This window comes from Spirochaetota bacterium (assembly GCA_025061835.1).
In the GTDB taxonomy this organism is placed as follows: domain Bacteria; phylum Spirochaetota; class Brevinematia; order DTOW01; family DTOW01; genus SKYB106.
Map to the genome: position 1 here is coordinate 1 of JANXAC010000007.1, position 12,417 is coordinate 12,417.

Here is a 12,417-nt window from a genome sequence, read left to right on the forward strand (position 1 = left end):
GCTAACCCTGACAACCTCCTCGCCGAGTTCTGACAGGACCTGGATATTTTGTTCAACGTCTCTGAATGTGTTTTTGCTTTTTTTGACTATTTCCTCAACTGCGTCAAGGAAGTTGTTTATGTTCTCCGCAACCTCCCTGACTTCTGATATGTTAGTTTTTGCTTCTACACGATATGACAGGTCCCCTCCACTCCTGCCAAGTTCTGATATCCTCTCACTCAAGTTGCGTATCCTGACAAAAATACGATTATTCACGATGAACATAATTATTAAAACCAGAATCAGGATAGGTCCACTTGATATAACAGACATCTCTAGCGCTGAGAATGGAAAAACACTCTTTATAGGTATTTCCAATATTCCTTTAAATGTAACTGCTTCATAATTCTGATAAACTAAGAAAAAGATTGTATCAAAAAGAATATCTCCAACTACCTCTAAATCTTGCTTCTTCATCTTTTTTGATAATGAAACATAAACGCTTTCAATATCCCTTGTTGTAGAGACATCTGATATTATCTTTGAAAACTTTTGATGAGACATCCTGTTATCTGATTTTTGCTCATAATTCACATAAAAATTCAATTTGACTCCTCTAAATACATTTCTTATCCAAACTTCATTATACTTTTCCGGTGAGACTGAACCACCTAATATTCCTTTCTTGAGCTTGTAGATAAAGATCAGTTTTGATTGATCCTTGGAAAGAAAGAAATTTGTTTGCCCTGTCTCAAACTTGGAATTTTTTAGGTATTCAATAAACTCCTCATCATCATACTTATAGTCCAAAGAATATATTCTACTACCATCCCAGTAAAACGTTGAGGTAAACAAATCTTTAAGTTTTTCACCCTTAGCTAAATCCTCATATTCACTCAAATAACCAGTTTTAACACCAGAAATTACATCGTAGCTCCTAGTCAAAGCAACAATATTCCCCTTTACTGTATCATTATAAAACTCATATTCATCATAGTTGTTTTCAACTATCTCATCACCATAGTTTTTGATTTCCTCAACACTCCACAAGAAGAAATCATCCTTGAGACCTTTGTTCATAACTTTCAACATATTCTCCGTATAGTTCCTAACTAAACCATAGAAGTAATCAAGAACGAGGTAATTTACAACCAAAATCACCACGAAAGTAATTAATGACACCAAAACAGCCATTTTGAAAGCGAAACCAAACCTAACCTTCTTCATACTTTTTACTACCTCCTTGATAGCAATTATAAATAAAGATATTTATGAAAACATAAAAAGTCTTCTTGACCAAACTCTTCTGCAAAATTTAGACATCCTACCTAAATGCTTCAAAAGTTCAGTCAGAAATTTAGAATTTCTTTACAAGAATATCTTATAAACTACTAAAGTGGAACAGAAGGTTTGGTTTTGTTATAATTATACTATGTCTAGAGATATTGAATTTTTTAGAATGCTCATAGGCTTTAGAAACTACAGCCCTGTCAAGCCTAATATTCATTGGATACCACCTATTGATGTTTACGAATTTGTTGATAAGTTCATTATTATTGCTGAAGTTCCAGGCGTTGAGAAAGAAGATATTGATATCACATTCAAAGATGGATTTCTAAAGATATCAGGCTATAGGAAAGAAATGTATAACGAAAACCGTGTGAAGATACACCAGATGGAAATTAACTATGGATACTTTGAAAAAGTCATAGATGTAGGAAATGTAAGTGAAAAAAACATAAAAGCCGATTTAAAAAACGGCTTTTTAGTGATAACAATAAAAAAATCCTAGGGTGGTGGTATGCTTTTTGACAACATTGGTTCGTTTGGTGGTGTTTTTGGAAGCATAGGAGAGGATATACAAGACAATACTAACCAAACTGGTAATCAGAGAAAATACTCAGATACTATTCCTATTGTTCCTTTAAGGAGTATAGTTCTATTCCCAGGAATGTCAACACCTCTATCCATTGGAAGAAAAAGGTCTCTAAATGCTGTTGAAGAAGCTTTGATGAAAGATAAATCTCTAGGTTTCATTACTCAGAAGTCAAAGGATATTGAGGAACCAACACCTAACGACATATACTCTGTTGGAGTGCTCGCTAGTATCTTTAGGGTATTAAGGTCACCTGACGGAAGTATAAACCTCGTTGTAAGGTCTGAGAAAAGATTTAGGATAGTTGAAATATTACAGCAAGAACCATTCTTGAAAGCAAAGGTTGAATACCTTGACATGGAGATAGTTAGAGATAACGAAGTTGAGGTTTATGTAAAAACATTAAAAGACATGGCTACATCACTACTACATCTTGTTACGGAGGTTCATCCTGAAGTTGAATTTGCAATACAGAGTATGGAACAACCTGACCTTCTAGCATACTTTATAGCCTCGGGTGTGAATGCTACAATTGATGAGAAACAAAAGATTCTTGAAGAGAACAATATCAAAGAACTCCTCAAAGCTGTCATAAACTACATAGGAAGAGATCTTGAAATAGCAAAGATGAGTAAGGAAATACAGGACAAAGTAAAAAGCGATGTTGAAAAATCTCAAAGAGAATACTTCTTAAGACAGCAACTCAAGACAATTCAAAAAGAACTTGGAGAGTTAAGCGAACAAGAGAAAGATATTCAAGAACTCAGAGAAAGGCTTGAGAAGAAGAAGATGAGTGAAGAAGCAAGAAAAGTAGCTGCCGAACAGATAGAAAGATTATCAAAAATACCTGTTGTCTCTCCCGAATATACTGTTACAAGGAATTACGTTGACCTAATTTTGGATTTACCGTGGAACGAATACACAGAGGATAACCTAGATGTAGAATACGCTGAAAAAGTTTTAAATGAAGATCATTATGACCTTGAAAAGGTAAAGAAGAGAATACTTGAATACCTTTCGGTTATGAAACTAAAGGGAGGTAGTGTTAAAGGACCCATACTATGCTTTTACGGACCTCCAGGTGTTGGTAAAACTTCACTTGGAAGGTCAATAGCTAAAGCATTAGGTAGAAAATTTATAAGAATTTCACTAGGTGGTGTTAGAGATGAAGCAGAAATAAGAGGACATAGAAGAACCTATGTAGGGGCATTACCGGGAAGAATTATTCAAGGAATTAAGAAAGCAGGTTCATCAAACCCAGTTTTTATGCTTGATGAGATTGACAAACTTGCCTCTGACTTTAGAGGTGATCCTGCTTCTGCATTACTTGAGGTACTTGATCCAGAACAAAACAACTCATTCAGCGACCATTACTTAGAGATACCTTATGACCTCTCAAGAGTTTTATTCATAACTACGGCAAACTACCTTAACAACATACCGTGGCCTTTACTTGATAGAATGGAGGTTATATCAATTCCCGGATACACAGAGCCTGAAAAGAAAATGATAGCAATTAATTACATAATCCCTAGACAACAGAAGGAAAATGGGCTTGAAAACTATAATATCAAGATAACAGACTCGGCACTAAGCAAGATAATAAACGACTACACCAAAGAAGCAGGTGTAAGAGAACTAGAAAGGAACATAGGTTCGGTTATGAGATCAATTGCAACAAATATCGTAAAGAACTTGATCGTGTATCAGGATGAAACCATAGTAGTTGATAATGACAAAGTTAGGGAATATCTAGGTCCCGAAAAGTATATATCCGAAGTGAAAGAGATGACAGAAATACCAGGTGTTGCAATAGGTCTTGCCTGGACACCAGTTGGTGGCGAAATACTATTCATTGAAACAACCGCTATGAAGGGGAGAGGAAACCTAATACTAACAGGCTCTCTAGGTAATGTGATGAAAGAATCTGCTTCCTTGGCATACAGTTATATAAAGTCAAACGCAAAAGAATTAGGTATTCCCCCATACATCTTCAAAGAGTATGATCTACACATACACATACCATCAGGAGCGATACCCAAAGACGGTCCTTCCGCAGGTATTACCTTATTAACTTCAATGGTATCATTGCTAACTCAAAGAAAAGTTAGAGAAAACATCGCAATGACAGGAGAACTATCACTAAGAGGACTTGTCCTACCAGTAGGTGGCATAAGAGAAAAAATACTTGCAGCCAAAAGATATGGAATAAATAGAATACTAATCCCCGATAAGAATTCAAAGGATCTTGATGAAATACCAGAAGAACAAAAAAGAAACCTAGAAATAATACCTATCAAAAGAGTAAAGGAAGTTTTGGAGTTATCGCTTGAAGAAAAACCTGTTGCAGATGTTACCAAAGTTTTTGAGAAGCAACCGAAAGAAGAAGACGTAAGTAAACACAAAAAGAAGTCATCTAAAAATATAAAAGTAATTCAGGATTAAATATATCACCCTACTAATCAAAATAGTATCTTCTTAACTCGCCAACTTTTTGTGATAGTTCAACAGGGTTCATTATTTTAGCAATCTTAATATCCTGAACATCTCCTAGATCAATTAACCTAGTCTCATTGAGCTGTCTAAGATTATTGTCAAAAACAACTTTTATAACCTGTTTAGTCCTATCCTTTTGACTCACATCTTTAACAAATCCTATCATTCCATCCGACATTTGTATCCAACTACCTATCGGATAAGTTGATGTAGCTCTTATGAAAGCATAGACTACATCTTTATCAAACCTCCTTATCTCATTTTTCAAAATATTATTGATAGCCAGTGGAGGCGGTAATGTTTTATCAACCAACGGGTTTTGTAAAACTAACTCTCCAAACCTCTCAACAAATGCAAGTATTGGTGAATATTTTGATAGATATTTATTCGCACCTTTCGGGTAGCCACTACCATCTAGGTATTCGTGATGTTCATAGATTGCTCTCTGAATACTTATATCCAAATTAAGCTTCTGAACTATATAACTTGACTCGCTAGGGTGTAGATCAATCTTTGAGCGACTTAAAGGTGGTATCTTGTAAGATGGTGGTATGATACCAAAGTTCTTCCTGATACCTATGTCGTGTAGCAAGCTAGCAAGCCCTATGTTCGTTAAATCTTCTATTCCAAAAGTTTTCAATGAAACCACTTTAAGAGATTTTGTATCAATCTTGTTGTTTTGATTTGACAAAAGCTTATCATAGACTATTTTTGTCAATTCCTTCGCTACCATTATTGACAGAGCCATCACAAAAATAGAATGCGATAAAACATAATCATCACTCTCAGATAACTGAAACAACGAACTTAACATTATACCACTATTGTCATCACCAAAGGCGTTTATGAACTTCAGAACCACACTTTTAGCCGAGCTGACAAATGACACCTTATCTTCAATAACAATATCCAGAAAATAGTTTGATATACTCTTGTTTGAAAAATTAAGAGACAAAACTTCTTTCTTACTCTTGATAGGAACGATTTTTTGTAGAGAGATATTATCCACAAAACTTTGAGATAGATCCCTTATTATCTTTTGTGCTTCTAACTGAACAGCTTGTGTAGTGATCTGTTCTTTTTGGAGCATGTTTTCTATTTTGGAACTAGTTTCATCTACTTTAGCATCATAATCCTGTCCCCTTATGTTCTGAATAGTGTTTCTTATAGCCTCTGCTATCTTCCTGTTTAGTTTCTCATCGTTGAACGCCATCTTTATGTCAACATCACTTACATTATCTAATGTCTCTATTGTCTGCTCTTCTTTCTTAACGGGTTCAATCACAACATTACTTGGTGTTGTTTGTTTCTCTTCCTCTATAATTAGACTTTTAGACCTCAAGACCCTAACCTCTTTAACTTCGTTTATATTCTGAATAGCAGAAATAGCAGATTTATCAAGAATCAATCCTTTCTTGAGGTTATCATAATAGAGAATATTCTCATCTAGTATATCTCCTTCCTTTAGATAAAACTTGGAAACTTTTATAGGAACTTTTACTTCACTAATTTCTCCTATATCATTTGTAACGTTTTCACTCATACGAAACAATTCTTATAAATCCTTAATTTAGAATTCAACAAATGAAAAAATAAACACATACAACCACTAGCACTTAAACATATAAATTCTTTTTCCTGGGCATGACCAATCTATCTAACAATTAGAGTAAAAAATAAAAACTAATGATATTTATGATTAAATTAAACGAAATGAAGAAAACGGGCAGGAAGGGGGAAACCTGCCCGGGAAGGAGGTGTGGAAAATTCTTAATTACTACAATTAATATAATATTTTTCATTTAAAAATCAAGTTTTGAACAACCTCAAATCTAGATGCTTCATTAAGTATAAAAATACCTCGCATCATAAATTCAATTTAGTATCACTATACTAACCTGTCTTTGGTCGTCAGTTATATCCAAAACTAAACTTATATTCCTAAACGTGCTCCTGAAAAGATATCTCTTGAATGATTCTAAATCGTTTTCTGTTATACGAGACACATACTCAATATTACCACTAACACCTATCGTTGGGAATCTATTAACGACACTACTAGCCTTTCTATTATAAAGCGTTATGAAACCTTCCATTCTGCTAGCCTTAGATGTCAAAACGATCTCGCTGTCTGACAAGTAAAGATAAAGATTAATGTTATTCTGGAGTATTATTTCAAACACTCTAGTTCTTGATATATTGGTAATCTTGTAATTACCAAGCAAGCCTAGAATACTCTTTATAAACCTATCTGCTTCACTTTTGGACCTAACACCCATAATTACAACTATGTCTAGGTTGTCAGAGTATATCGGGCTGTATGTTCCTACAAACATGGTCCCAGAGAAAGTATTTATAATATCCCTTTTAAGTCTAGGGTAAGCACTTATCAAATCCGGATAAAGAAGTTCAACAACATCGGATAAAAATTCAGGATTTACAGAAATAGTTAGATAAAATGGTATTTCAGATTGAGATAGAATACTCAACTGTCTTTTAGAGACTGGAGTGTATATGTTTCTGAGTTTATCAACTCTACTCATAATCAAACTTCCATAAAATCCATTTCCAACTACATAACCAGATACATAGTTAATATCACTTAGAAAATTATACTTTCTGTCAAACAAACCTATATTTAGGTTTAGCAAATTAGAAACTTCTCTATTACCCAGAGGGTAAGAAAAAAAGCCTGACAGATTGGTTTGGATCAGTATAGGTAAGAACTTTTCCAGTCTTGAAAAATATTCTTGAGATAAACCTTTGACCAAGTTATTGTAGTTGTTTATGAAATTTCCATTAAACACGCACACATAGTTGTTAGTCTCCAACTTGATACAGTAAGACTGATTATCAATCTTTAGCAAGAAAGAAAACTCCGAAAGCACCACCTTATCAACGAATGAGTTGTAAAAGTCCAACCACTTGGCTGATAGAGGTATATAGACAACAGAAAAGTTATCTCTAGTTATCTCATAAATTACATACTTGCTTTTATCAACAAACTTATCAAACACATCTCCAAACAGAAGAACATTCGTGAAATCGTCATACTTGTAAAATATTGATATAAAGTTATCTCTTGATAATAATATTCTAGAGTCTTCTAGAGTGTTAGGATATGATTTTGGTATCAGTATGAAGATAGATAAGATAAATACAATAATCAAAATCACTACTCTCATAACAATAACTCTCTAACTGGTAATATACTAACTAATATACTGGTTGCTTCGCAATTTTTTGAACCCTTCTCATTAAAAGACTAACAAGTCATTACAATTTGTCACAGAACCGTTTCATTCTATAAACTATACTCAAGTTTGAGGAGGGTTGATATGAATGATTTAAAAGGCAAAATTGCTTTAGTTACAGGCGCATCAAGAGGAATCGGAAGAGCGATTGCTGATAAACTTGCTTCTTTTGGAGTCAATGTCATAGTTACTTCCACTAAAGCAGATACTTCAAACTCTGTTGCAAAGGAGATACAGGACAAGTATGGAGTTAAAGCCAGAGGATATGCATTAAATGTAGTTAGTCTAAACGAATTTACAAGTATCGTTGATGAGATAGTAAAAGAATTTGGCAGAATTGATATTCTAGTTAATAATGCAGGTATAACGAAAGATACTTTGATACTTAGGATGAAAGAGGAGGAATGGGATGAAGTCATAAACACAAACCTCAAGGGTGTTTTCAACGGATGTAAAGCAGTTGTGAAGTATATGATAAAACAGCAGTATGGTAAGATAGTCAACATAAGTTCGGTTGTTGGTGTAATGGGCAATGCCGGACAGGTAAATTACTCTGCTTCAAAAGGTGGTGTAATAGCACTAACGAAGTCTCTTGCGAAGGAACTTGCGTCAAGAAACATAAATGTAAATGCTGTTGCACCAGGTTATATTGACACTGATATGACAAGAGTTTTACCAGATAATGTCAAGCAAGAAATTTTAAAATTCATACCTCTTGGCAGGATGGGACAGCCTGAAGATGTTGCAAATGTAGTTGCGTTTCTGTGTTCTGATATGTCATCATACATTACAGGGCAAACTATACTAGTTGATGGTGGAATGGTTATGTATTAGTGCCTGTAGCTCAGGTGGATAGAGCACTGGAATGCGAGTCCAGTGGTCAGGGGTTCAAGTCCCCTCAGGCACATAGACCTAAATAAAATATTCCGATAATCATAGATAGAGGTGGTATTATGGGTGATGATGAGAAAGAAGAACTACAAGTAGAAGCACCAGAGGGTGAAGAGGCTGCCAAAAAACCAGGTTTCAGTCTAGGTGCCATAATAGAATGGATACTATCCCATGTACTACAACTTGTCATAGCAGGAATAATCGCAGCAATAGTTGCGTTCATAGTAGTAAGCCAGATGAGAGCAAGAGTTGCCGAAGAGATCGTAGTAGCCAGAGGACCTATAAAGAAAGAGCCACCTCCAATGACATTTGACCTTGGAAGCTTCAACATAAACACTGCGGATACAGATGAGCCTCACTTCGTCAGAGTCAAGATATATGTAGCATACCCCGAAAAGAATAATCCACTAATGATGGAACTTGGTCAAAGGAAGTTTCAGATGAGAGACATCGTTATAACAACTGTTTCATCTATGAAGAAAGAGGACCTTGACGAACCGATTGAAAGAGAGGAACTCAAAGAGAGACTAAAGAAACTTATGAATAATATTCTTGTTAATGGAGAGATACTTGACATATTCTTTGATGAATTCACTGTGTATTGACGGGCCATAGCGCAGATGGCTAGCGCGCACGCTTCGGGCGCGTGAGGTCGTGGGTTCAAGTCCCACTGGCCCGAATCATAATCTCCTATAAGCCCATATACCCAAAACCATTACAACAGAAATAAGCAAACCTATGATAATATCCCCGATCAAAACGAAATTCAACAATACTCCTGCCAAACCAACTAGCAAAACCTTAGATTTTACAAAATTTCTTATCTTGTCAAAAATGGAAGCATTTTGAAATACATCATCCCCTGCTTCAATTCCATTCCTCGCTTCACGAGTCATGATGAACAAGTTTCTGTAATACTCAAGCTTCTCTTTATCATTGTAGATTTTTTGGAGTTCTCTAAATGATGTTATAATTTCTTTTGCTCTATTACTATCTCCTGAAACATCTGGATGATGTTTCTTTATTTCTGCCCTAAACGCTTTCTTGAGATCCGTATAATCACAGAAATAACTTGCTCCTAAATTATCAAACATCTCCAAAACTCTTTTTAAGTCATCCATATCTTCACTCTAGACACTCAAATCTCCTCCATTTACTGAAAATTCCTTGATCTATTATATCAACCTTTACCCTTTTGCCTAGTGATATCTTTGTTTGAAGATCATGAATTGATTTTTTGATAGCGAATATGTCCTTAGGGTCAATATATCTAGATCGCCCTATTTCTAGAAGTATCCTACTCATTATCTTCAAAGTTCTACTATCACCAAGTTCTGAAGCAATAGGTGAAAGTCTTATGATATACGAAATCTTACCTGAAGAGATAAAGTATGAAAGTAAATTGTTTATCTCTCTAGTTGAGCCATGACCATACACACAAACTTCATCATAAAAGTTATCAATCAACACATTAAGAAGTTCTATGTCTCCTTCCCTATATATGTGGTCAAACATAACCTTGAAGAACTGAGATAGAAATATAGGGTTTGCACTCTTATATTCACTTATATAGTATCTTATCAGAATAGTCCTATCAACAGGATTCTTCTCGTGTAAAACAGAGTTTAACATCATCTTAGCTTTTTCCATAACTACCTCAGCCCGAAGTTAGTTATTAAGAAATATATAAGAAACCCTATCCCAAACGAAAATATCACTGATATGATAAACAAAAGATAATACGAAATCTTCATACTGGACCGTTTCACAACAGATATTGTTCTATTAATTGCTTCAAAATTCCTTCTATCAACAAACTTCTCATTTCTCAGTTCTACCAACTTGGCTATAGCACTCTCATAGTTCCCCATTTTGTATTCACATATACTGATATTATACTTGCTTGAGAACCTAAAGTCTTCAACAGAAGATGATTTCTGAAACTCATTCTTACTCTCTAAATACCTACCAAGTCTGTATAGTATGACACCTTTAGCAAAATTTATTTCTACCGAACTATTGAGCCTCTGTGCGCTTTCCATTATCTCAAGAGATCTGGCAAAGTTCCCTATCTTGTAGTACGAAGATGACAGGTTATAAGATATATTTACATTATCTGGATATTTATCCATAAGCTTTTCAAGAATATTTATTGCTTCATGAACTCGCCCAGAAGAAAACAAAGAGTATCCATAAAGATATAAAAAATAGTCACTTATTCTACCCTCCTTATAAAACTGAAGGCATAGTTCCGATAACTCTCTGTACTGTCCCGTATAATGCCATATATCCATAAGATCCAAGACTATCTCATAGTTAGAGTTCTTTGATAGTATTGATGATATAATCTTTATAGATAGTTTGTAATCATTTTTCAAGAAATTCAACAGATATTCTTCGCGCTCCGATGAAGGCTTAAGGTTATAGCTCTTTAAATAGTCTGATGCTCCCCTTTCATCAAACATCTTAATCTCTTTAAGAGAACAAAGCTTTGATAGTGCATCGCTAGACCTCCTTAAAACACTATAAACTGTATTCCTATAACTTTTAAAATTCCCTTCTAGGAAAAGAACCTTTGCTAGTATCACATCAAAGTGTGATGTGTAATCTATAACATCCTCAACATCTCCACACAAAAGAGAACCGGTAAGAAAGTTAGAAACCTCAACAATCTTTCTAATATGATTTGGAATATCTTTGAACAGACTCTTACCTAACTGTGATACTCTCAAAAAGTTTCCACTCTCGTAAGCGTCTAGTATTTTCTTGATACCATTATTTATATCCATAACCTCCTAGTATGGTTTCTCTACATATCCTTTCATAACAACATCATCTTCAATTCTCATAACAGTTATGTCATAGAGTCTTATGCTATCCTCAACTTTTGCAACCCCCCTACCACCAATTACCTTAGCATTGCTACCACCTATGAACTTCGGTGATATGAAAACAAATACCTTATCAACTAGATTGTTATCAAAGAAACTACCTATTATCTCACCACCACCTTCTACAAGAACATTTATAACCTTTCTCTCTCCAAGTTTATCAATAATCTCTCTAACATCAAGGTACCTATCTCCTACCAAACTTATATATTCATACTGTTTGTTTTCTCTCTTTGATATATAATTCAAAAAGTCTCTATTAACCTTCTCTGATACGAAAAACAGGGTTGGTAACTCATCACTAGCCAATATAGAGTCAATCGGTGTTTTACCGAACGGATCAATTACACACCTAAGTGGCTGTTTGTATAAATATTCCTTCTTTCTATACCTTACTGTCAGATAAGGGTTGTCCAGTATAACTGTATTAACACCAACTATTATTGCATCAGCCTTTCTTCTTATCTCGGTATGCTCAAACTCCCTACTTGCCTCAGATGATATCCATTTTGAATCACCTGTTATCGTTCCTAACTTTCCATCAATGCTAATAGCGTATTTGACAGTAACAAACGGCTTACCGGTTGTGACGAATTTAAAGAAATCCTCATTCAACTCAAGTAGATCCTCTTCAAAAAATCCGACTTTCACTTCTACACCAGCAGATTTGAGTCTTGCTATCCCCTTTCCATTGACTTTTGGATTTTTGTCTATTGTTCCAACATATACTCTCTTTATACCTGATTCGATTATCTTTTCAGTGCACGGTGGATTAATCTCCTGATACTGATGAGGTTCAAGTGTAACTATCATAGTAGCACCATCAAGAGGAACTTTAGCATTCTCTATGGCAACTATCTCTGCATGCTTACCTTGATTCGGCTGTGTATAGCCCATTGATACTAATCTACCATTCTTCACAATCACAGCCCCAACAGCAGGGTTTGGAGAGGATATGCCTTTAGCCTTGTTCGCAAGAGAATATGCTAATTCAAAATACTCTACCTTTATTGTATCACTCTGCGTCATA

11 protein-coding genes and 2 tRNA genes are annotated in these 12,417 nt (G+C 34.9%); 6 read left to right on the forward strand and 7 right to left on the reverse strand.

The window, feature by feature from the left end; all coding sequences use genetic code 11:
• Positions 1-1,206: HAMP domain-containing protein (locus NZ579_03940; protein MCS7299101.1), on the reverse strand; the 1,206-nt coding region annotated here is incomplete at its 3' end.
• A gap of 205 nt (positions 1,207-1,411) precedes the next feature.
• Here NZ579_03940 and NZ579_03945 point away from each other — a divergent pair.
• Together NZ579_03945 and lon are read left to right on the forward strand one after the other, a co-directional pair.
• The gene (locus NZ579_03945; GenBank protein ID MCS7299102.1) at positions 1,412-1,771 is read left to right on the forward strand and encodes an Hsp20/alpha crystallin family protein; all 360 of its coding nucleotides are present in this window, start codon (positions 1,412-1,414) and stop codon (positions 1,769-1,771) included.
• 9 nt (positions 1,772-1,780) lie between these two features.
• A complete protein-coding gene (gene lon, locus NZ579_03950; GenBank protein MCS7299103.1) occupies positions 1,781-4,300 on the forward strand; it encodes an endopeptidase La in 2,520 nt (839 codons plus the stop codon).
• A gap of 13 nt (positions 4,301-4,313) precedes the next feature.
• Here lon and NZ579_03955 read toward each other — a convergent pair whose 3' ends face one another.
• On the reverse strand, positions 4,314-5,894 hold the full coding sequence (locus tag NZ579_03955; GenBank protein ID MCS7299104.1) for an HD domain-containing protein: 1,581 nt from the start codon (positions 5,892-5,894) through the stop codon (positions 4,314-4,316).
• Between the two features lie 331 nt (positions 5,895-6,225).
• Complete coding sequence (locus NZ579_03960) at positions 6,226-7,536, reverse strand: hypothetical protein (GenBank protein MCS7299105.1); 1,311 nt, start codon at positions 7,534-7,536, stop codon at positions 6,226-6,228.
• A 153-nt stretch (positions 7,537-7,689) separates the two neighbouring features.
• Between NZ579_03960 and fabG the strand changes: the two genes are divergently transcribed.
• The 4 genes from fabG (at position 7,690) to NZ579_03980 (ending at position 9,175) form a co-directional block, all read left to right on the forward strand.
• Positions 7,690-8,439, forward strand: a complete 750-nt coding sequence (gene fabG, locus NZ579_03965; protein MCS7299106.1) for a 3-oxoacyl-ACP reductase FabG — start codon at positions 7,690-7,692, stop codon at positions 8,437-8,439.
• A tRNA-Arg gene (locus NZ579_03970) sits at positions 8,439-8,512 on the forward strand. The genes fabG and NZ579_03970 overlap by 1 nt, the downstream gene beginning before the upstream one ends.
• A gap of 46 nt (positions 8,513-8,558) precedes the next feature.
• Positions 8,559-9,101 carry a flagellar basal body-associated FliL family protein gene (locus tag NZ579_03975; protein MCS7299107.1) on the forward strand — a complete coding sequence of 181 codons (543 nt, stop codon included), beginning with the start codon at positions 8,559-8,561 and terminating at the stop codon, positions 9,099-9,101.
• Positions 9,102-9,175: transfer RNA gene (locus NZ579_03980), tRNA-Pro, on the forward strand. It abuts the gene before it with no gap.
• Between the two features lies 1 nt (position 9,176).
• On the opposite strand, the gene NZ579_03985 is transcribed toward NZ579_03980, so the two are convergent.
• The 4 genes from NZ579_03985 to ribD are packed head-to-tail and all read right to left on the reverse strand — an operon-like array spanning position 9,177 to position 12,416.
• On the reverse strand, positions 9,177-9,617 hold the full coding sequence (locus tag NZ579_03985; GenBank protein ID MCS7299108.1) for a hypothetical protein: 441 nt from the start codon (positions 9,615-9,617) through the stop codon (positions 9,177-9,179).
• 4 nt (positions 9,618-9,621) lie between these two features.
• The gene (locus tag NZ579_03990; GenBank protein ID MCS7299109.1) at positions 9,622-10,146 is read right to left on the reverse strand and encodes a hypothetical protein; all 525 of its coding nucleotides are present in this window, start codon (positions 10,144-10,146) and stop codon (positions 9,622-9,624) included.
• Positions 10,147-10,148: 2 nt separating this feature from the next.
• On the reverse strand, positions 10,149-11,285 hold the full coding sequence (locus tag NZ579_03995) for a tetratricopeptide repeat protein (protein ID MCS7299110.1): 1,137 nt from the start codon (positions 11,283-11,285) through the stop codon (positions 10,149-10,151).
• A 6-nt stretch (positions 11,286-11,291) separates the two neighbouring features.
• Complete coding sequence (ribD, locus tag NZ579_04000) at positions 11,292-12,416, reverse strand: bifunctional diaminohydroxyphosphoribosylaminopyrimidine deaminase/5-amino-6-(5-phosphoribosylamino)uracil reductase RibD (GenBank protein MCS7299111.1); 1,125 nt, start codon at positions 12,414-12,416, stop codon at positions 11,292-11,294.
• Between the last annotated feature and the right edge of the window lies 1 nt (position 12,417).

What these genes read in the sequence shown, in the direction of transcription:
- NZ579_03990 (MCS7299109.1), bottom strand. Translation starts at nt 10,146, where the DNA reads ATGGAAAAAGCTAAGATGATGTTAAACTCTGTTTTACACGAGAAGAAT.
- NZ579_03985 (MCS7299108.1), bottom strand. Translation starts at nt 9,617, where the DNA reads ATGGATGACTTAAAAAGAGTTTTGGAGATGTTTGATAATTTAGGAGCA.
- NZ579_03975 (MCS7299107.1), top strand. Translation starts at nt 8,559, where the DNA reads ATGGGTGATGATGAGAAAGAAGAACTACAAGTAGAAGCACCAGAGGGT.
- fabG (MCS7299106.1), top strand. Translation starts at nt 7,690, where the DNA reads ATGAATGATTTAAAAGGCAAAATTGCTTTAGTTACAGGCGCATCAAGA.
- ribD (MCS7299111.1), bottom strand. Translation starts at nt 12,416, where the DNA reads ATGACGCAGAGTGATACAATAAAGGTAGAGTATTTTGAATTAGCATAT.
- NZ579_03995 (MCS7299110.1), bottom strand. Translation starts at nt 11,285, where the DNA reads ATGGATATAAATAATGGTATCAAGAAAATACTAGACGCTTACGAGAGT.
- lon (MCS7299103.1), top strand. Translation starts at nt 1,781, where the DNA reads ATGCTTTTTGACAACATTGGTTCGTTTGGTGGTGTTTTTGGAAGCATA.
- NZ579_03960 (MCS7299105.1), bottom strand. Translation starts at nt 7,536, where the DNA reads ATGAGAGTAGTGATTTTGATTATTGTATTTATCTTATCTATCTTCATA.
- NZ579_03955 (MCS7299104.1), bottom strand. Translation starts at nt 5,894, where the DNA reads ATGAGTGAAAACGTTACAAATGATATAGGAGAAATTAGTGAAGTAAAA.
- NZ579_03945 (MCS7299102.1), top strand. Translation starts at nt 1,412, where the DNA reads ATGTCTAGAGATATTGAATTTTTTAGAATGCTCATAGGCTTTAGAAAC.